The following is a 20,074-nucleotide window of genomic DNA, read 5'->3' on the forward strand; positions in this document are numbered from 1 at the left end:
GATGATGTCTTTAAAGTTAATAAAATCACAAAAAGTCAAACTTTACCCGCTGCTATGATTAATAGAGTATCTTTGAGCAAATTAAATATTTAATATGCAGGAAGGTACAGTAAAATTTTTCAATGAAGAAAAAGGATTCGGATTTATAACTCCTAAGGATGGCGGAAACGAAGTTTTTGTTCATGTTTCAGGTCTGTCAGAAAACGTTCGTCAGGATGACACGGTAAGATATGATATCCAAGAAGGCCGTAAAGGTCCTAACGCAGTAAATGTAGTCTTAGCCTAGTCTAATATACAATAAACTTATTGAAGCATCTGTACAAAACAGGTGCTTTTTTATTTCATCAAATATTTGGGAGTCGGTAACAGCACATCAAAGCAAGTTTCTCTTTACTGCCTGATACAGCTCAAAACAAATAGAGAATCATGTATTTGGGATCAGGATTCTCCAGGTGCTGTCTTAAAGGGACACTGCAGAAAACACAGCAGTACAAATTTCTTAACCTTTCATCGCTTTTAGGTTCTCAGATGTTACTCCAAGATAAGATGCTAAAAATCTTTCGGGAACTCTTTGAAGCAAGTCTGGATTATTTTGAATTAAATCATGGTAGCTATCCGCAGCCGTTTCTGTCAGTAATGAGAGGATGCGGTGCAGCAGACCCGTATATGCTAAATGGGATTTAATTCTAAAGAAATGGGCCATTTTTGGTATTTCAACACACAAATGTTCCCGGTCTTTTAAAAATAAACAGAAAAATTCTGAGTCTTCAATGCAGTCAGCTTCTATAGTTTGCGAAATCTGATTCTGGTAAGCTCCGAAATCGCTTGTCCATTGCTGTTCTGAAACAAAATGAAGAACATGCTCTCTGCCTGCTTTATCAATGGAATAGGTTTTAAGAAGTCCTTTTATGATCCAATATTGAAAAGGTGCCGGTTCATGTTTTTGAGTAAGGAACTGATGTTTTCTTAGTTTTTTATGGATGAAAAACGGCTTTATATAATTCCATTCCTGGTCAGTGAGGCGACAAATTTCTTCAATATGGCTGCGCAGTAAGATATAGTTTTTATCCATGCGCTAAGATAAGAAATAATTTGGATAATGGATGTAGCTCTGCAGTTCAGGTTATAAAGGGTGTATAAACTAAAACAGTTCCTCTGTTTTAGTTTTGTGTTGGCGGCCAAATCCAATTTATTAAAAAGATGAGCTGTTATTTTTTTGTATTATTGTCAGCTAAATCTTCAGCATCCGATACTACATCAATACAGAACACTTGAGAAATGAAATTGAATATCCCACGGGTTCCCAAGTCTCGAAATCTGGTAAAAAATGCTGTCGCAGTTTTTCATATTGTACTGCTGTTGCTTTTGGCCTTTAAGCCATTTGGCGTTTATGATCCGGAACTCAGACTGCATTATTTTTTGACTTATTTAAATAAGATTATTATTAAAACCGGCAGCTTGTTTAGACTTCCGGCTTTTTTTTAATCAAATGGAGAAAACCGACTTTTATTCAGGCTTCATAAATAAAAGAAATTCAAGTTCAAGCTCATTAGTTAGAGGTTAAAAAATGGAAGAATAAAATCTGAAGTTCAGTATTTTTGTTGTAGGGACTGATTTGTTTCTAAAATAATACATTGATGTAGGACGAAAAATCAGCTTAAAAGTTTTACTTTCTAATTAATTCTGTTTTAATTTGAATAAGAGATAGATTTTTATTGCATTATTTAAATAGGTAATCTTTCTCAAAATAGTTTCTTTTAAATTTATAATAAAGGATTAATGAATTATACTAAAGAAAATTTTCCAAAAATATGTTCAGAACGTCATTTGTTTCTTACTGTGTTGATGTATGGACTGTTCGGACTTTTACTAATCGCGATGCTTGCTCTATTGACAGCAGTTCCATTGAGCATTCAGCTGGAGCATAACAGCCCATTGTCCAGCAATGAGATCATCTTCAATGTGATCTATTTTCCTTTGATTTTTTTTGGGATTTGGAAGCTTTATAAAAATTACCAGCATCATAAGCTGAAAAAAACAGTCTTGATTTACATCGATCGAAACGGCCTGCATTACCAGCAGTTTGATGGAAGTGTCAGAAGTATTTTATATCAAGAACTGGAAAAAAGCACAGAACCATATCGAAGCGATATTGATATAAGAATCGGCACAAAATATTCTCCAGGCTATATTTTTGGTTTTAAAGACCGTGCACGGATTCCGATTCATTTTTCCACAGCTGAGAATGGACTGTCGTATGTCCCAAAAAATAAATATCGCTTGATTGCACATTTTCTTCAAGGCGCGGCTTTGTTTTGTCCGCACATAAAAGTTTCTCCTGCCGTTTACTCAGATTATTTTATTGATCTCAATACCTTAGAATTCAATAAAAAATCCCGAACCATTACTTATGTCATATTTTTTGCAGCATTAATCATTGTTCTTCTCGGAATCGATTTACTTACAAAATATACAATGGGCTTTTCATTACTGTTTTAATTACAAATATGCGGCTTGTTCTATTCTTCATTTTAATATGTTGTTTGCAGATTGCTTTTAATAGCTGAAAATTTTAAGTAGTTTTTCAAAGTTAGTAATATGGGATTTTGAAATTCTAACCTTTTGAAATTGAACAAATTTTAGAAAAATAAATAATTTAAATATGAGCAGCAATGCTCATCTTATTTTGTTTTAATATTGCCTTACATGAGCTAGATTTACATCAATGGAAAGTATAAGCAGACCAAAAGTGAAAACTATTTGAACTTTTATTACGAGCAGAAAGGTAATTCAGGGAAAAAACTTCTGGAGGAACTTAATGATATGTTGTATTCTTTAGGGCTTGGTAATAAAATGTATGTAAAAAGAGAAACAGCTGACGATGTCATAGACCAATATATCGAGGCATTTGGAGGAGCTGAGAAAATCAGATCAATGCAGAGTATCAAAACCGTCGGCACTACTACAACGCAGGGATTAAATATTCCAACCACAACATGGGCGCTTCAAAACAAAGGTATGCGTATGGATATGTTAATTAAAGGGAAGGTGAATACAACAGTGATGACGCCAAAGGCGGCTGGACGCTTTTTCCTTTGACAAGACAGAAGAGACCTGTAGATGCAGATCAGCAAACGATAAAAGAAGGAGTAGAGGAGCTGGATCTTAATGGTGATCTTTTTGAATATAAAGAAAAAGGCAGCAGGGCAGCTTTATTGGGTAAAGAAACCAAAAACGGAAAAGAAAATTATAAAATACGCCTCACTCGTAAAAGCGGTACAATTGTAATATTTTTAATCGATGCAAATACTTTTCTGCCCAGCCAAAGGATTATTGATAAAAGCATATCAGGAAAAACTGTAGAGATGGTGGAAACATTTGGGAATTATAAAAAAAATCCGGACGAATATATCTATGCATCGGCCTGTCATTATGCTCCCATGAATCTCAGTGTAACTTACTCGGCATATGAAGTAAATGTACCGGTAGAACAGACTTTTTTTGATAAACCATAAGTTAGTCAGTCAATTTATTGATGCCTGTATAGATAAAGCGGTGTTGGTTTTTAATTGATGCCTTAAATCAAAAAAATGGGGTCAGACAAGAATAGGTGTAATAGATGTGTTGGTTATATTTGAAAGATGATAAAGTATGGAAAGACAAAGTCTTGTAGAATATGGTTTGAACCCATCCGCGGGCACTATAAAATTTAAAAGCCTGAGAATGTAGATTTTCAGACTTTTTTTGTGCTTCGAAAATTTCAATATTTTATTTTTAGTTTTCGTATTTTTTAGTGACCTCTACGGGACAAATTTCTATAAATTTTATGGCTGATTTGAAGCGATTGGCATACTATTGATAGGGGTTGTCTTAAATTGGCCTTATGAATTTGGTTTGGATGTCCTGCTGGGGATTGATGCAAAAAAAAAAAATAAAAAATCAATTTGTTTAGGTCAGTAAATTAATATACGATTCTACAAATATTATGGAGAATTTGAAAAGATTGCTATGCTTAAGGCAGAGTTGTCTTTGTTTGCTCTATGAATTACTTGCTTGTTGTTCCATCGGAATTAAAATTGGTTTATTTCTCTGCAAAAAAGAAAACATAGGAAGATAAAACTTTAAAAAGGATTACGGCTAAAAAAAAATGCAAATCTAAAAAGCTCATATTGATCCTATTCAATATGAGCTTTTTCGTTAGAACATCTTTTATGTTTAAACTTTCCCTAAAGTATAGAGCTGCTCCATTGTTGGTGTCGGGCTTCCGCCTTCCGGCTCGAGTGTAATTCCAAAAGCTTCTGCTGAATAGGTTTGACTGACAGCGAACATTTTTTGTGAGTTGGCTTTAAAATTATCCAATAGGCCGATGCTCGTCGGGGTAAGTACAGGACTTAATTTTAATGACCATACCTGATAAACCATTCCTTTTGGAGGGTCTGGCAGTCCTGCTGCGTCGATGTAGGTGGTTTTTGTTTCTTTGTTCCAGTACACTTTTGCAAAAGACGAAGGGGAAGCCGCCTGGCCGCCAAGGGTAACCCCAGTGTTTTTAATATCCCTTACTATGACCAGATTTTTTTTCGTTTCTCTATTCTGCTCGCTTAAATAGGCATAATCTCTTTGGATTTTATTTTTTTCATTGCCGGCTTCACTTACAGCCTGTCTGGATTTCGTTAATTCCAAAGTCTGGTAGCCAAAACCCAGCATCAGCAGCACGGCAGCAGCCCAGCCTGCATAATGCCTCCAGTTTGAGGCTTCTTTGATATTGATAGTTTTACTATCCTTTAGTTTTAAATTCGCTTTGATCTTCTCGAAGTTCGCAGCCGAGTGAAAAGGGGAGAAGCTTGATGATAAGGCCATAACAGCTTTTTCTATCGAAATGATTTCATTTTCGATATCCGGATTTTTTTTGGCTAGTTCGGAAATTTCCAAATTCTCTTTTTCTGACAGCAGGCCGTAAACATATAGTTCTAAAATGCCTGACTCAATATATTGTTGTGCTTCCATTATATCTTTAAATATTTTCTCAGATCGTTGATGCAGTTCCTATTCTGTGTTTTGACAGTGCCCAGGGGGATTGCCAATTGTTCTGACGCCTCCAGCTGGGTGTACCCTTTAAAGAACAACAGATCAATAATTTCAATGCATTTCGGTTTTAGTTTTTTTACGAATTCCTGAATTCCTATTGCATCAATTTTATTGGTTAATTTGTTGCTGTCATCCAACAGATGTACGAAATTATCAGAGGAAAGGTTTTTCAGGCCGTCATTGAAATTTTTGGAACGAAGCTTGTCAATCGATGTATTCCTTGCAATGTTGAGGATCCATGTGTAGAACCGTCCTTTGGTTTCGCTGTACATATCGATGTTTTTCCAGATTTTGACAAAAACTTCCTGTAGGACATCTTCGGCTTCTTCCCGATTTTTAATCAGTACGCTGATGACCGAAAACAAACTTTTAGAATACATATCGTACAGATGGGTAAAAGCCCTTTCGTCTTTTTTGTAGATAAGGGCCAGCAATTCTTCTTGAGTCATAGATTGTATTTAAAGCTTAAATAAATTTCAATTTTCTTTTAAAGCCGCAGCATGGTGTAAAAATAAGGAATTGCCGGCGGAATTCAATTGGGAATGTTCGGCATTATCCATTCTATAAAATATTTTTCTGGAAGCTCTTCGACTGTGCGTTCCGGTATTTGCGCCGCTCTACGGCACAAAAGGATTTCCGTCGCTGCGGGTAATATGGAAGCTGTGCGGTAATTGAGGAATAAACAAACCCCCGGCCTCAGGCAGTGCGGTTTCGGCACAAGGTTTCATAAAGCATGAATTTTCTGCGACTGCAGTTTACAAAACGTTTTATGCGTCAATTTTGCCCAAAAAGAAGATAGGTTTAAAATTAAAAAAATCGGGCTTACTTTTTTGCGGAGGAATCGGTATTAGCTGCACTTGCGCAGTTTTGCATCTGTACTGTTGCATTTTCATTTCTTAAAGTAATCGCATTTTTTTTGTTTCTTAAAGCTCCCAGTATCAGCAGTTTCTAAATAATATTGAATTTTCCTGTAAAAATTAAAAACCGAATGGAAATTTAAAGCGTAAATGACAATATAACTTTTAAAAAAATAATCATGAAAACTAGAAAATTTTTAGCTTTGGCAGTCTTGGTACTTGGATTTGGATTTACTTCTTCTGCACAGAAAACGGTAATGGTTGGGGGAGCTGCTATGTATCCGAACAAAAACATTATTGAAAATGCGGTAAACTCAAAAGACCACACCACACTTGTAGCAGCGGTGAAAGCGGCGGGGTTAGTTGAAACTCTTCAGGGCAAAGGGCCTTTTACCGTTTTTGCTCCGACAAATGAAGCTTTTGCCAAACTGCCTGCAGGCACAGTTGACAATTTACTGAAACCGGAAAATATTAAAACTTTACAGACAATCTTGACCTATCATGTGGTGGCAGGGAAGATGAATGCTTCTGATATTGCCAAAGCGATAAAGGCTGGCAAGGGGAAAGCATCTTTAAAAACTGTCAGCGGAGGAATCCTGACTGCGTGGATGGAAGGCAAAGACTTATATATTACCGATGAGAACGGCAATAAATCAAAAGTTACCATTTCAGATGTGAACCAGTCAAATGGCGTTATTCATGTTGTGGATGCGGTGCTGCTTCCAAAAATGTAATGCTGGGATTTATATAGACAAAAAAAGCCTGTGAAATAACTTCACAGGCTTTTTTGCTTTTAATCTCTATATTTATTCTATATAATATGAATGGATGCCGTAATTCAACTCAATTATATTAGTTAGTTAGTTAGTTAGTTAGTTAGTTAGTTAGTTAGTTAGTTAGTTAGTTAGTTAGTTAGTTAGTTAGTTAGTTAGTTAGTTAGTTAGTTAGTTAGTTAGTTAGTTAGTTAGTTAGTTAGTTAGTTAGTTAGTTTTGGTCGCGTTTTTCTCTTTTTTGGGATTGGTTTGTATTGTTGTATATTTTTTACTTTTTGATTTGCGTCTAAGAGGGAGGTTGGAAGAAAAGTGTGGTTGATTTAATAGGCAGATATATTTTATAGTTACTTGATTGCTGATATTCTGATACTGTTTATAACACTGGTTCGATTCCTGTTTCCGCCAACTATGAAATTGAAAAGCCTAAGAATGCAGCTTCTCAGGCTTTTTTGTGGTATGGAAATTTATTGAATCCTGTTTTAGTTTTAAAACAGTGTTTTGCTAATAAAGCGTACTTGGAAATAAATGAAGTCCATACTTTGGATTGTCAGCCTTGATAACGAGCAGAAAAATCAAATCATTCAAGTGAAAGGCCGTCTTTTCAGTAAATCAATTGCTCAAATCCATTGTAAATGTTATGCGATCGGGTTTATTTTTTTATCGTAGTTTTTCCTTTTGCAATTTTTTTTACAGCATTTGTTTTAGATTTTCGACTTGCAATAAAATCACTAATTTCTTTTCTTTCCTGGTCAGTTAATGGCGGACTTTGAATGATAAAGTCTACCCCTTTAGGTTCTTTAATGAAGTTCATTTCTTTAAGATTTAAAATATTTTTTTACTAATTTTTTTGCTGCTTCAGTTTCAATAATCATTCTCTGATTTTTAAAATGAAAAGCACCTAGATTTTCTTCGTAATGTTTAATTAAGTTTGTTTTAGCTGTAAATGCTACAAATCCATCAAAGCCTTTTTGGAAAGAAACTTTACAAGCATACGCTACTAAATTTCCCGCAGCACCTTCGTAAAGTTTGTCTTTACCAATATTAAACGGAGAACTTTCAAGTAAATTTATATAAATATGGTCTTGTTCAATAGTTATCCTTAGAAGGCCTTGCAAAATAGATGAATTGTTTACTATTGTCAGCTTATAAACTTCTTTCTGTAAATCTTTGAATTCTAATTTCCAGTCAAAATTCCAGCCATTTTTTTTGGTTACATTTTTCAAGTCAGTTTTAGTCATTCTGCTGACTTCTGTTTGAAAACTGTCTCCAGAGATTGTGTTTAAAATGGAATCTGTTAATTTGTCAATTATAAATCTTGTTCTATTTGAATTTTAGTACTCATACTTCAAAAATACGAAATAATTTGATTTCTATGAAATGGAATATATATTCCAAATTTCAGTTCGCTGAAAAAGGCTGATGTAGTTAGTTAGTTAGTTAGTTAGTTAGTTAGTTAGTTAGTTAGTTAGTTAGTTAGTTAGTTAGTTAGTTAGTTAGTTAGTTAGTTAGTTAGTTAGTTAGTTAGTTAGTTAGTTAGTTAGTTATTCTTTTAGATTGACTTTAATTTTGTTATGGCCGGTGATAGAGTAATCGTTGGGAAAGTGATGTATTTGAAAATCCCTGTTTTAAAAAGAGATGGGATTTCCAAAAGCCCTTATTTTATGCTTGTTATACTAATTCTTATTTCGTATTTTTGAACAAAGTTGAATTATGAAAAACAAAAGAAGGTATATCGGCGCTTATAGCAAGAGAAGAAAAACAATGCTGTCTTCTAAAGAGGATAGCGTACTGTTAGATTCTGCAAAAATAGCTTCCTCTAAAGCTATACGAAGCTCTATGGCTTTAGGCCTTACCATTAAAGTTATTCGCGATCACGAAATTATTGCCGTCAATCCAGACAGATCCGTAAGGGTTATAAGAAAAATTTCAAAGCCTTCGATTGATGTATCAGCATTGAGAAAAGGAATGGTTCTAGAAAGAAAATAATATGTCTCAGGCAAGATTACGGATATTCGCGGGACCAAACGGTTCGGGAAAAAGCACGCTGTTTGATTCTTTTTCGAAAAAATATAATGCCGGTATATTTCTTAATGCTGATTTAATCGAAAAAGAATTGGCAAATAACGGATATATTGATTTAAGTGAGTTTAAATTAAATCTTACCCAGAAAGATTTAAATGAATTTTTAAAGACTGAAAGAGCCGTGTCTCTAATAAAAAAATCTATTGAGAATAACCATAAAATAGATTTTTGCTTAAGAGAAAATGTTATCGTTGATGCGCAAAAAGAAACCCATAGTTATGAAGGAGCCCTTATAAGCGCTTTTCTCAGACATCACCTGCAGGAAAGCAGAATTGATTTCTGTTTTGAAACGGTAATGAGCCATCCTTCTAAAATAGAAGAAATAAAAGAGGCAAAGCAAAAAGGCTATAAGACCTATTTATATTTTATCTGCATTGATGATCCTGAAGTTAATGTTTCGCGCGTTGAAAATAGGGTGATTAAGGGAGGGCACAATGTTTCATCGGAAAAAATTTCAAGCCGCTATTACAATACCCTAAACAATCTTATGACAATGGTTGAAAATGCGGATAAATGCTATTTATTTGATAATTCAAGTGAAGAGTATAAATTAATTGCCAAAGTTGCAGACAATAAGCTGTCGTTGGAAATAGATCCGTCTGAACTTCCCAACTGGTTTATTGATTATGTGCTGAAATATTACATATAGATGGATTTCTTTATTTAAAAAAAAGGAGGATTGTCGTGACAGTGTCACGATAATTAACCAGATCTATTGGGATATTAAATAATTATTTTTTCTTAAAGTTACGTCTGAGGATGACTTGTGTATTAGTTGATGATAATTCCTCTTAACATTTCAGAAGTTTAACCCTTCTTTCGAATTATGCAAGTGCCGCTTGCACAAATATAAGGAGTGTTGTAATAGATTGATAATAAAAGCATAATGCGTAAAAGCTGATTTAATAGCGCAAAAAACATTTTAAAGTAATAGTGTTGTTATATATCAAATTCGATAAACTCATAAATACCCACTGATGAAAGAATGCAAAATAACAACTACACCGACTCAGAAGAAGATTATAGAGGCAATGGATAAAGTTTCTGCAAAATTAATTGAATTTAAAAAGAAAAATAACAGCGATCTGGTGGTTATGCAGGACGGCAAGATTATAAGGATAAAAGCGAGTTCTTTATAGCTTGATACTATTATAATAGGAATTAGAAGCTCTCAGAAATGAGGGCTTTTTTTATTGGTTTATAAGAAAAGTGATGGAACTGAAATAGAGTAGTTAGTTAGTTAGTTAGTTAGTTAGTTAGTTAGTTAGTTAGTTAGTTAGTTAGTTAGTTAGTTAGTTAGTTAGTTAGTTAGTTAGTTAGTTAGTTAGTTAGTTAGTTAGTTAGTTAGTTAGTTAGTTAGTTAGTTATATTTTTTTTCTTTTCTTCTATTTTCTACAGATTGTTTTTAATTGGCGCTTTTAATTTTTTTAGATTTATTTAATTTGATTTTGGACGGTGAAGGGAGTATTAGCTGGAACTTTCACTAAATTGAATGGAAGGATTATTTTAGGGTTATTGACATTGGGATTTCCAAGACTGTTTAGATTCTTTTACTCGCGTTAAGAAACTTTAGTTTTCTTTAAAGCTTTCCTTTGATTTTATTTTATAGTTCTTTTTTTTTACAATATGCACCTTAAATCTGCAATTGCAGCTGATGTTCGATTAAGATTGAGAATTGATTTATTTCAAGATTCAAGGCAGTAAAAAAGTTTGAGATTTTAAAGTATCTTATCATTTTTAAACCATGGTAATTTTATGGATTATCAGTAAAACTGCTGTCCTGTCCACAAGAGCAAAGGGATTTTGAGGGTTCTGCAGTCATTTTCCTGCGAAGAAGTTTTTTCTGAAAATTTATTCTACCACAACTGCTATAAGTAGGATAATACAAAATAGTAAGTTAATTCTTATTGTGTATTTACATAATTCCCATTTATAGAATGGAAATTATGTAAATGTAATGTATTTCATTGCTTTGCTCAAATACTTGTCATATCTTCAAAGTATTATAAATGGATTATGGATATAATTCGATTTTTTAAGAAGGCAATTAGCTGATTCAAATTACCCCGCTATGACTCTTACATTATAGTTTTATTTTTTTTAAGAAACTAACAAACCATGCCGGAAACTGGAAAAAAAGCTGCAAAGTTAATATTTCTTACCGATAATGATCAGGACGACCTCATGCTTCTGCATGAAGCGTTTTTATCTTTAAAACAACCATTCGAGATTGTTGAAATAGCCAGCGGAGAGGAGCTTATGGAAAAGCTGTCAAAAATGACAGAAAGATTTCCAGATTTTATTTTTTTAGATATTGCCATGCCGGGCATAGACGGTTTTAAATGTCTTGAGCTTATTAAGAATAGGATTAATGCCCCATCTTTAATAAAGATTATAATTTATTCCGGCGATAGTTCGGAATTGAGTATTCAAAAAGGATTTTCATTAGGAGCTGATTATTATGCAGTGAAACCAAGCAGATATGAGGACCTTAAAAATCTTGTAGAATTGGTTATTGAAAATGATTGGAAAAGTTCAGAGACAACAGATAAAGTCTTTCATGTCAGATGATTATCGGCCCATAATTGCCATTGAAAAATTGTTTGAACTAACCCCGGAAAAATATAGAGCTAAGAGGTATTTGCTTCTTTTTTATCTATCTTTAAAAATTAAGCAAAACACCGATATTGAACCTTTTTTGTGTAGTACAGACAGGATTTTTTTTCAATAAAGATTTAAAGGAATTATTTCTAAAAAAAATTAGAATGACTAATTCCACAAATATCTAATACAGATTTTAAAATTCTGGGGCTATAACCGTATTAATTCATTTTCTAGTAAATGTTCTTTTCTAATCTTTTGGTTTAAGTCATTAACCACGGAATTAAACAGATCGGCCGACTCTGCCGGATTTGTTTCGGACATTATTTTCGCCTTTATGATATTGAAATAAACATGCCGGTCCGGCAGCTCTTTTTCCACTTCCGCCAGCATCTCCAGTGCAGCTTTCGTGTTTCCTGTTTTGCTCAGACAATAGCAGTAATTTAATTTTACGATAGGGGAAGGTGAAATCCGCTGCAGGAGTTTGTATAAGTTTATTATATCGTTCCAGTCATTTTCTCCGAAAGTTTCAACGGTCATGTACTTCAGCGCTATAAGGGCTTCGATGTAAAACCGGGTTTCAATCTTCGGCTTTTTGAGGTACAGCACCCCCAGCTGGAACAATTCGGCATTCCACTTTGACCGATTTTGATCAAAGAACGGAATCAGTTTTCCGTTCTCGATTTTTGCAGGAATTCTCGCTGTATGCAGGCTGAAAACTGCCAGCAGATTGCTTGTCGAATCCAGTTTGAATTCATTCAATAGTAGTCTGGCCAGAGAAAAGACCTCAAGACATAAATCAATGTTTACGATATCCTGTGTCTTTTCACTAAAAGAGTCAAAGCCGATATTAAAAACAGAATATAAGATTTCTTCCCCAATGATGGCAGTTTCCTTTTTTTTCCCAATGAAGTGCAGGTCTATCGGTTTGGAATGGTATTGCTGCCGGATGCTTTTTCTTGTTCTGCCGGCGCTTTTATAGATTGCCTCTTCGCTCAGCAGCGTGCAGCTGTGAATTTCAGCGACGCTGAGTCCAAAAATATTTTTGAGGATGAAAATTATTTTGGACTGCGCCGAAATGATATCCATTGAAGCGATAAAAAGAATGGTCTGGAGCCTTAAATCCTTTTGCTGATCAGCTGGCTGATCACCCTGCTCAGGAAGGAAGCCGTCAGTATCATGCTTTTCTTTTTTAGCTTTAATCTGGTTCAGCACATCATTCCGGGCCACTATAAAAAGCCAGTTTTCCAGATTATCGGGCTTTTTTTTATGATCTGAAATTTTAAGTGATTTCAAAAAGGAATTTTGTACGGCGTCTTCAATTTCGGAGATATAATCTGTTCCAAACCGTGATAATAATGCAGAGAACAGCCTGCCGGACAGTGCTCTGTAATCCGTTTGATCCTTTTGAAATACAGAATCATTCATAATCTTCCATTTCCATTATAGGACGAATCTCGGTGGTGCCGCCAAAATGATGTGTGGGACATTCTTTTGCTATCGTAACTGCGGTCTGCAGGTCATCTGCCTGGATCAGATAGTAACCGCCTATAATTTCTTTGGACTCCATATAGGGACCGTCTTTAACAACGCTGTCTTTTCCTGTGATCAGAACACCCTTTTCATGCAGACCGTCCCCGGAAATCAAATGACCTTTCTCCGCTAATTTTGCGGCCCAGTTCATATGCGCCTCGGCAATTTCCTGAATCTCTTTAGGTGAGAGTTCTGCCATTTTCTGCACGTCTTCATGAAGTAATAATAAAAATTGTTTCATTGTAAATTGTTTTTAAGTTTAATTAAAGACATTTAAGACTCTGCATTTTGGACATTTTTTTTATTTTTTTTCAGCGGATTTTTATAAAATGTAAAACTAATTAAAAATATAGGATCTATTTCTTTGTAAATAATGCGGATGCGTGCAGTACAAAGTAGGAAAAATTTGCCAATATGCGCGAGAATCTGTAAAGCTTTTTTTTTACTTCGTAAAACTGTTTTAAGCAGCGAGCTTAAAGTTTTGTACCTTTGCCGCTCTGCAATTAAATTAAACCGATGAAGCGTCTGCTGCTTATTTATATATTTCTGGCCTTTCTGCATTCATTTTCAGCTGATGGCTCCCAAAGGATTTCTCCCAAAAGAGCAGCTGCCGGTTATCTAATTTCGTCAGATTCTATTCCTTTTGCTTCTGATGCATTTAAATTACAAATGGACAGTGCAAAAGGCGTTTGTTTGGTTAAGAAAGATTCGGAACAGGGTTTTTCGGCTGATTTTCAGATCAAAAGAAAAGCCACAGAATTAGAATATACTCAGCTTAGCATTTTCTATCTGTTTAGAAATGTATTGTTTGAATATGATTCAGGCAGAGACTTCTTCGGGCTTACGAGTTTATATTCCATAAGACTTCACGGTCATCTCCACCGCTATCAGCTTTTTTAAAATGTAACGATGAGCAGCTGCATCGAGCAGCGGGCGCTAGTTTGTATTTTGCCCCATGCAGATTATGCATCGGGTTAATCGCTGCATTAATTCAGGTGGACTTTTGTGCCACTTTTAAATCACTTACATACTAAATGTTCAAGAAAAAACTTCTTCAGATTGAAGCGCTGCTGATTGTGGGGCGGAAAAAACTTTCCCCAAAGCAGTTTATATTTATTTCCAGCGTTATGGTTGGAATCATGTCGGCCTTTGCCGTAATTTTCCTTAAATCTTTTGCACACTGGGTTTATTCGCTGGCCTCATATGGGAACAGCATTCTGAAACTCAGTTTTATAAACAGCGTGCTTCCAGTTGCCGGAATCCTGCTGACTGTACTGGTTGTACAGAAGGTACTGGGAGGCCGTATCGAAAAAGGAACCTCTCAGATTCTCCATACTGTGGCACGTAAAGCAAGCATTATCCCGCCAAAACAGATGTATGCCCAGATTATTACGAGTTCGCTAACCGTAGGACTGGGAGGATCTGCCGGTTTGGAAAGCCCTATAGTGGTTACGGGGGCGGCGTTCGGATCAAATTATGCACAGAAGTTCAGGCTCAGCTACAAGGAGAGGACTCTTTTACTTGGATGCGGTGTGGCGGCTGGGATAGCGGCAGCTTTTAATGCACCTATTGCTGGAGTGCTTTTTGCTGTAGAAGTGCTGTTGGTTGATGTGGCGATTTCAGCTTTTACCCCTATTATGATAGCGGCCGCAACCGGTACGCTGGTTTCGGCTATCATCCTTAACGAAGAGGTGCTGCTGCGCTTCAGGCATCAGGAAACTTTTGACTATCACAATATACCATTTTATATACTGCTTGGATTTTTTACCGCATTTATCTCCGTATTTTATTCCAGAAATTTTTTAAAGACAGAGCATTTTTTCGCGGGTTTAAAAGTGGGAGTTTACAGGAGAGCTTTAGCAGGATCTCTGCTGCTCGGCCTGCTGATATTTGTATTCCCGACACTCTTTGGTGAAGGATATGAAAGCATTAAAACACTTGCCGATGCGAATCCCGGTGAGCTTTTAGAAAATACGCTTTTTAAGGATTTCAGCAGCAATGAATGGATTCTGCTGCTTTTTGTCGGCTTCTCTATGATGCTCAAAGCTTTTGCTTCGGGAATTACACTGGGCAGCGGCGGAAATGGAGGAAACTTTGCCCCATCGCTTTTTCTGGGATCCTATGCCGGATATTTTTTCTCTAAGTTTTTAAATCTCACAGGACTCACTGATCTGCCTGTCAGCAATTTTGCCATGGTCGGCATGGCCGGGATACTGAGCGGACTTTTTCATGCGCCGCTGACGGCTATTTTTCTTATTGCCGAAATAACCGGCGGCTATGGGCTGATTATTCCCCTTATGATTGCCGCATCTATCAGTTATGCCATTTCAAAACGATTTGAACAGCATTCGCTCGATGTAAAAGGGCTGGTTAAAAAAGGAAATGTATTTACCAGTAACAAGGATACCAATATATTATGGACACTGAATCCGGACGGTATTATTCATGTAGACCACAAAACCTTGTCGGCAGATGACGGTATGGAAAAATTAAGAGCTTTGATCACCCAAACCGATCAGGGTATGTTTGCTGTTACAGAGAATCAGAAACTGACAGGTGTCATTTACTTTTCTGAAGTGCGTGAAATTATCTTTCAGCAGGACAATATTTTGATGAAAGATATCATGAAAGCTGCATGCGAAACCCTGGACTATTCAGACACCATGGAGACAGTGATGAAAAGACTCGAAAAGAGCAGAAAGTTTTATCTCCCTGTGATAAGAGACGGTCTGTATTACGGATACATCGACAAAGGAAGTGCTCTGGAGGCCTATCGTAATCAGTTAAAGGCAATGATGTTTGATTAACAGGCAGCCTGCGGGTATTTTTATATTCAAAATCAAATTGATTTTGAATATAAAAGTTTTAATTTTTGTTTTCCAGCAGCAGAATGCTTAGATTAGTGTATAAAAAAGCCGCATGAATAAACTAACTGATCTGCTGAGCCTGCGCGAAGGGGAAGATAATAAGGAAAAAACACTGGAAGGCGTTATTAAAAATATCAGCTTTAAAGGTGCCAATCTATGGATACTGGCATGCGCAATATTAATCGCCTCTGTGGGGCTTAATGTGAATTCCACGGCTGTGATTATCGGAGCGATGCTTATCTCGCCGCTGATGGGACCGATCGTGGGTGCTGGTTTTGCTCTTGGCATATACGATTTTGATCTTCTCAAGAAATCCCTGCGCAGCCTGCTTACCGCTACACTTGTTAGTTTAACAGTTTCTGCTGTCTATTTTGCCGTAAGCCCGTTTAAGGAAGTGCAATCGGAGCTTCTGGCACGCACTTCGCCTAACATATATGATATTCTGATCGCTTTTTTCGGGGGCATTGTCGGGGTGGTTGCAGTAACCAGAACAGAAAAAGGCAATCCAATTCCCGGTGTTGCGATAGCGACAGCGCTTATGCCGCCACTGTGCACGGCGGGGTACGGACTTGCAACGGGACAGTGGACTTTTTTCCTGGGTGCCTTTTACCTGTACTGCATCAATTGTGTTTTTATCGGCATTGCGACTTTCCTGATTGTTAAATACCTCAAATATCCCGCAAAAAGACAGGTGGATGACCGCCAGCAGAAGCAGGTCCGCCTTACCATAACACTGCTTACCGCCGTTATGCTCATTCCAAGCGCTTATCTGGCATTTTCGCTTTACCGTGAACAGCAGTTTTTAAAAAATGCGGATTTATTCATTGAAAACGAATTTGCTTCTAAGGGATATACCGTAATATTTAAAAAGAGCTCTTTTACTCCTGCAAAAAAGACCCTTGAACTTGCTTTTCTGACCAAGAGGTTTTCAAAGAAAGAAATCAATCATTTAGATTCATTGATGGAAAAAAACAGGTTTCTAAAAGGGACTGATCTGGTGATCCGCCAGGATACCACCGACAGGTTCAGCGCGCTGAAAGGAGATATTTTAAACCAGATTAAGGGGACTGAAAACCAGATCAATGCCAAGGATGTAAAGATCGCCCAATTGGAAAAACAGCTGGCCGAAAACAGTTTTGATAATGTAAAGATTTTAAAGGAATCCCGAATCCTATATCCCTCGCTTCATGCACTTTCGATATCAAATCACAAGCTGGTTAATGAAAAAGACAGTATCATTCAAATAACTGCCGTGCTTTATGAAGCAGATAAGGATCTGAAACCTGAAGAAAAAGAAAAATTCAAAAGCTGGCTGAGGCAGAGGCTTTCCTTAAAAAATGTTGAGCTTTACAGAAAACAGTAATTTTAAAATAATAAGATTTAATCAGGAGTCTGACTTTCTTTTATTATAGCTGCTCAGCAGCATAAAACCGCAGATGCCCGATAATACTGATGCAGTCAGAACAGCAAATTTTGCTTCTGTCTGAAATTCGGGATTCTTGAAAGAAAGCAGGGCTATAAATATCGACATCGTAAATCCGATACCGCCTAAAAGCCCAAGACCAAGGACATGAGGCCAATTCGTATTTTCCGGCAGCTGTGAAATTTTCAGCTTCACCGAAAGCCAGGACATGAAAAATATTCCCGCAGGTTTGCCCAGAAATAAACCTAGTACAATACCCAGTCCGAGATTTCCAAGAAGTCCTTCGGCCATACCGTCCTGAAAGGTTATGTTGGTGTTGGCAGCAGCAAAAATCGGCATTATTACAAAATTTACCGGCTGGGTAAGCATATGTTCGAGCTTTTCAAGCGGCGACTCGCTGTCATCTTCATTTGTAGGAAGCGTCAGTGCGGTAAGAACCCCTGCAATGGTGGCGTGTATGCCAGAATGATGTATAAAATACCACATGAAAATACCTGGAATAATATAAAAGAAAAGGTTTTTAAGTCCTATTCTATTGAAGAGTATCTGTAGAAGAAAAACTGCCGCTGCATAACCGAGATAATTGAAATGGATGTCGCTGGAATAAAATACGGCAATCACCAAAATCGCGATCAGGTCATCCACTATGGCAAGTGCGGCAAGTAAAATTTTAAGTCCCGCAGGAACCTTATTTCCCAGAAGCGAAAGTATTCCTAAAGCAAAGGCAATATCTGTGGCCATAGGAATGCCCCAGCCCGAACTGGCGCGGGGATCTGATGAGTTGAATAAGGCATAGATTAAAGCTGGTACAGCCACGCCGCCAAGTGCGGCAAGCACGGGAAGCGAAGCCTGTTTGAAGGAGGAGAGTTCCCCTTCAATAATTTCTCTTTTGATTTCCAGGCCGACCAAAAGAAAGAAAACCGCCATCAAGCCGTCGTTAATCCATATTAAGACAGGATATTTTAAGCTGAACAATTGGAATTCTCCACCCAGTTCGTAGTTTAAAACATTGGAAAACGGCTCAGCAAGGGCTGAATTGGCTATAATTAAAGATAATACAACGCATAAGAGTAAAATAACCCCGCCTGCAGATGATGAGGTAAAAAAATGTTTAAAGCTTTTTAGATTGATCAGTTTTCCCATAACTGCAAATTTAGGGATTTTATTTTATTGAATCTCCCTTTGCTGATTTCCCAGGTTGCTGGATATACAAGATTTTAAAGCAATGCTGTAATGACAGGCCATTTTTAAATGTGAAGCATCTGCCATTGAAATTCGCATTCTGCCGCCTTTTCTACTTCTGTCTATAATAACAATTGTTTTTCTATATTTAAAACTCAGTATAAAGCAAAGTGAAGTTTCTGCATCGGCTGATAGTGAACCCTAAATTTGGAAGCATTATGAAATGCAGCATTTTTTCTGTTATTGTGATTTTATGGGCAGCAGGCTGCCGGGGACAGGATGTTTCTTCAAATAAAATATTTAAAGATAGCTCTAGTGAACAGCATCGAATTTACAGACCCAAAATACGACCAGCCGAAATTCAGCTGTGGCTTTCTTATAAAATATAAGGATGAAACATTTACGGCAAAACATATACTTAAAATTGTAAAGCCCATCCATGTTAGTTTAAAATTAAATTCTAACTAGACGAGAGGCAGCGCAAGTTTGTGCTGCCTCTCGTATTTTATGCCCTTAGACTGAATAATTTGATGCACAGCGGAATTAGTTAGCAGGAAATGGTAACAAATAGGATAACTCTACTATAATTAAGTGTTTGCCAAAGAAAATTTCGATGTGCAAGATCTTCTGTAAAAGTTGCACTTTCAGCCATTTTTTGAAAATCGATAAGGTTAGGAGCAAAGTAAGAAAGTGTCCAAGCTTTAACGGCAAAATGGAAAACAAACGATACCAATAACCAATTTCTAACAGGTTCAATTTTCCAGCAGAAAATAATAGCAAGAATAAAGGTGATTTCGTGCAGCGAATGAAAAACAATCCAAAAAACTTTTAAGCTTGTGCCTTTTCCATCCAGTAAAAGCTTAAAATTTTCAGGTGGAGATTCCGTCCATTTAGGAACAAAAACCAGCGTTTCAAAAATTTGTGCGCCATTCATCAAAATTTTTTAAGGACATTTGGGATTTGGACTGCTGCGGGTAGCCGGCGCATGCCGGAAGGAGCATAACAGGCAGGATTGTCTTTTTCATTTATGTTTGTTTAGAGGTTATCCTTTTAAGCGGTTATTTGTGGCTGTGTTATTTTAAAGTTCACTGCCAAGGATTTTCTGCCGCCATCTGCCGAGAGATTCTTCATTTTTTCCAAAATCAGATTCTGCATCTAGTTCGCCAAGGGCCTTATCGCGGGTATTGATCCAGGTCTCGATGATGCCGTTGATTTTATTTACACTGCCCGCATTTATCTTTTTGCCGTTGATCTCTTTTTCTGATTTTTCTGCAAAATAATGCCCGATCTCATATTTCAGCTGCAGGTAATTTAAAAGCTGCTCGGACTGCTGTTTTGGATCAGCCCATGACAGGTCCCTTCTGATCCCGCCATAGGAGTCAACCGTGATGGTTCCGGTCCAGACATTAACTTTTTTGGTAAAAACGCCAAATGTCAGTTCTATATGGGCGCCGGTGTTTTTGTTTAACTGGGGCGTCATTTTAAAATCAGACCACTGCAGATTCTTTTTGGATCTGGAGCTGATGGTATCCCCTTGGGCTGCCTTTGTCATCTCTGAGGTTACCTTTTCCCACTTCTGCTGGCTTCTGTTCTGGGCGGAAGAGAAATACGACAGGCAGAGCGCTATGCATGTTAATGTGATTTTATTCATTTTTCTGATTTATTAGTTAA

General features: G+C 36.7%; 23 protein-coding genes. 13 read left to right on the forward strand and 10 right to left on the reverse strand.

Annotation, left to right across the window (positions count from 1 at the left end):
- The first annotated feature begins 94 nt into the window (after positions 1-94).
- Complete coding sequence (locus tag ABD859_RS00470; protein WP_345138755.1) at positions 95-286, forward strand: cold-shock protein; 192 nt, start codon at positions 95-97, stop codon at positions 284-286.
- Between the two features lie 213 nt (positions 287-499).
- Here ABD859_RS00470 and ABD859_RS00475 read toward each other — a convergent pair whose 3' ends face one another.
- Positions 500-1,072 (reverse strand): Crp/Fnr family transcriptional regulator, encoded by a 573-nt coding sequence (locus ABD859_RS00475; protein WP_345138758.1) that lies wholly within the window; start codon positions 1,070-1,072, stop codon positions 500-502.
- A gap of 707 nt (positions 1,073-1,779) precedes the next feature.
- Here ABD859_RS00475 and ABD859_RS00480 point away from each other — a divergent pair.
- From ABD859_RS00480 to ABD859_RS00490, 3 genes are all read left to right on the forward strand, one after another.
- Complete coding sequence (locus ABD859_RS00480; protein WP_345138760.1) at positions 1,780-2,499, forward strand: hypothetical protein; 720 nt, start codon at positions 1,780-1,782, stop codon at positions 2,497-2,499.
- 261 nt (positions 2,500-2,760) lie between these two features.
- Positions 2,761-3,099, forward strand: coding sequence for a hypothetical protein (locus ABD859_RS00485; RefSeq protein WP_345138762.1), 339 nt, complete (start codon positions 2,761-2,763; stop codon positions 3,097-3,099).
- Complete coding sequence (locus ABD859_RS00490) at positions 3,096-3,515, forward strand: hypothetical protein (protein ID WP_345138764.1); 420 nt, start codon at positions 3,096-3,098, stop codon at positions 3,513-3,515. Before ABD859_RS00485 ends, ABD859_RS00490 begins: the two co-directional genes overlap by 4 nt.
- A gap of 700 nt (positions 3,516-4,215) precedes the next feature.
- On the opposite strand, the gene ABD859_RS00495 is transcribed toward ABD859_RS00490, so the two are convergent.
- Together ABD859_RS00495 and ABD859_RS00500 are read right to left on the reverse strand one after the other, a co-directional pair.
- Positions 4,216-5,004: an anti-sigma factor gene (locus ABD859_RS00495; RefSeq protein WP_345138767.1), complete on the reverse strand. Its 789-nt coding sequence runs from the start codon at positions 5,002-5,004 to the stop codon at positions 4,216-4,218.
- Complete coding sequence (locus tag ABD859_RS00500; protein ID WP_345138770.1) at positions 5,004-5,534, reverse strand: RNA polymerase sigma factor; 531 nt, start codon at positions 5,532-5,534, stop codon at positions 5,004-5,006. Before ABD859_RS00500 ends, ABD859_RS00495 begins: the two co-directional genes overlap by 1 nt.
- Positions 5,535-6,121: 587 nt before the next feature.
- Between ABD859_RS00500 and ABD859_RS00505 the strand changes: the two genes are divergently transcribed.
- The gene (locus ABD859_RS00505; RefSeq protein WP_345138772.1) at positions 6,122-6,676 is read left to right on the forward strand and encodes a fasciclin domain-containing protein; all 555 of its coding nucleotides are present in this window, start codon (positions 6,122-6,124) and stop codon (positions 6,674-6,676) included.
- 688 nt (positions 6,677-7,364) lie between these two features.
- Here ABD859_RS00505 and ABD859_RS00510 read toward each other — a convergent pair.
- The gene (locus tag ABD859_RS00510) at positions 7,365-7,526 is read right to left on the reverse strand and encodes a hypothetical protein (protein ID WP_345138775.1); all 162 of its coding nucleotides are present in this window, start codon (positions 7,524-7,526) and stop codon (positions 7,365-7,367) included.
- A gap of 4 nt (positions 7,527-7,530) precedes the next feature.
- Positions 7,531-7,953, reverse strand: coding sequence for a hypothetical protein (locus tag ABD859_RS00515; RefSeq protein ID WP_345138777.1), 423 nt, complete (start codon positions 7,951-7,953; stop codon positions 7,531-7,533).
- Between the two features lie 472 nt (positions 7,954-8,425).
- Here ABD859_RS00515 and ABD859_RS00520 point away from each other — a divergent pair, with 472 nt between their 5' ends.
- The 4 genes from ABD859_RS00520 (at position 8,426) to ABD859_RS00535 (ending at position 11,368) form a co-directional block, all read left to right on the forward strand.
- Positions 8,426-8,701, forward strand: coding sequence for a hypothetical protein (locus ABD859_RS00520; protein WP_345138780.1), 276 nt, complete (start codon positions 8,426-8,428; stop codon positions 8,699-8,701).
- A 127-nt stretch (positions 8,702-8,828) separates the two neighbouring features.
- On the forward strand, positions 8,829-9,446 hold the full coding sequence (locus ABD859_RS00525) for an ATPase (protein WP_345138783.1): 618 nt from the start codon (positions 8,829-8,831) through the stop codon (positions 9,444-9,446).
- A 328-nt stretch (positions 9,447-9,774) separates the two neighbouring features.
- Positions 9,775-9,936, forward strand: coding sequence for a hypothetical protein (locus tag ABD859_RS00530; RefSeq protein WP_345138785.1), 162 nt, complete (start codon positions 9,775-9,777; stop codon positions 9,934-9,936).
- 979 nt (positions 9,937-10,915) lie between these two features.
- Positions 10,916-11,368 (forward strand): response regulator, encoded by a 453-nt coding sequence (locus tag ABD859_RS00535; protein ID WP_345138788.1) that lies wholly within the window; start codon positions 10,916-10,918, stop codon positions 11,366-11,368.
- A gap of 240 nt (positions 11,369-11,608) precedes the next feature.
- Here the strand turns inward: ABD859_RS00535 and ABD859_RS00540 are convergent, their stop codons facing one another.
- Together ABD859_RS00540 and ABD859_RS00545 are read right to left on the reverse strand one after the other, a co-directional pair.
- Complete coding sequence (locus ABD859_RS00540; RefSeq protein WP_345138791.1) at positions 11,609-12,826, reverse strand: DUF6596 domain-containing protein; 1,218 nt, start codon at positions 12,824-12,826, stop codon at positions 11,609-11,611.
- Entirely contained in the window at positions 12,819-13,172 is a 354-nt protein-coding gene (locus ABD859_RS00545; RefSeq protein ID WP_345138794.1) for a YciI family protein, read from the reverse strand. The genes ABD859_RS00540 and ABD859_RS00545 overlap by 8 nt, the downstream gene beginning before the upstream one ends.
- 275 nt (positions 13,173-13,447) lie before the next feature.
- On the opposite strand from ABD859_RS00545, the gene ABD859_RS00550 reads away from it, so the two are divergent.
- The 3 genes from ABD859_RS00550 (at position 13,448) to ABD859_RS00560 (ending at position 17,161) form a co-directional block, all read left to right on the forward strand.
- Positions 13,448-13,831, forward strand: a complete 384-nt coding sequence (locus ABD859_RS00550) for a hypothetical protein (RefSeq protein WP_345138796.1) — start codon at positions 13,448-13,450, stop codon at positions 13,829-13,831.
- A 134-nt stretch (positions 13,832-13,965) separates the two neighbouring features.
- Entirely contained in the window at positions 13,966-15,738 is a 1,773-nt protein-coding gene (locus tag ABD859_RS00555) for a chloride channel protein (protein ID WP_345138798.1), read from the forward strand.
- Positions 15,739-15,850: 112 nt separating this feature from the next.
- Positions 15,851-17,161 (forward strand): DUF389 domain-containing protein, encoded by a 1,311-nt coding sequence (locus ABD859_RS00560; RefSeq protein ID WP_345138801.1) that lies wholly within the window; start codon positions 15,851-15,853, stop codon positions 17,159-17,161.
- A gap of 21 nt (positions 17,162-17,182) precedes the next feature.
- Here ABD859_RS00560 and nhaA read toward each other — a convergent pair whose 3' ends face one another.
- Complete coding sequence (nhaA, locus tag ABD859_RS00565) at positions 17,183-18,364, reverse strand: Na+/H+ antiporter NhaA (protein ID WP_345138803.1); 1,182 nt, start codon at positions 18,362-18,364, stop codon at positions 17,183-17,185.
- Positions 18,365-18,621: 257 nt separating this feature from the next.
- On the opposite strand from nhaA, the gene ABD859_RS00570 reads away from it, so the two are divergent.
- A complete protein-coding gene (locus ABD859_RS00570) occupies positions 18,622-18,792 on the forward strand; it encodes a hypothetical protein (protein ID WP_345138806.1) in 171 nt (56 codons plus the stop codon).
- A gap of 158 nt (positions 18,793-18,950) precedes the next feature.
- Here ABD859_RS00570 and ABD859_RS00575 read toward each other — a convergent pair whose 3' ends face one another.
- Both ABD859_RS00575 and ABD859_RS00580 read right to left on the reverse strand, forming a co-directional pair.
- Positions 18,951-19,337 carry a transposase gene (locus tag ABD859_RS00575; protein WP_345138809.1) on the reverse strand — a complete coding sequence of 129 codons (387 nt, stop codon included), beginning with the start codon at positions 19,335-19,337 and terminating at the stop codon, positions 18,951-18,953.
- Positions 19,338-19,481: 144 nt separating this feature from the next.
- Positions 19,482-20,054, reverse strand: a complete 573-nt coding sequence (locus tag ABD859_RS00580; protein WP_345138812.1) for a hypothetical protein — start codon at positions 20,052-20,054, stop codon at positions 19,482-19,484.
- Between the last annotated feature and the right edge of the window lie 20 nt (positions 20,055-20,074).

Source organism: Flavobacterium ginsengiterrae (assembly GCF_039539785.1).
GTDB classification, from domain to species: domain Bacteria; phylum Bacteroidota; class Bacteroidia; order Flavobacteriales; family Flavobacteriaceae; genus Flavobacterium; species Flavobacterium ginsengiterrae.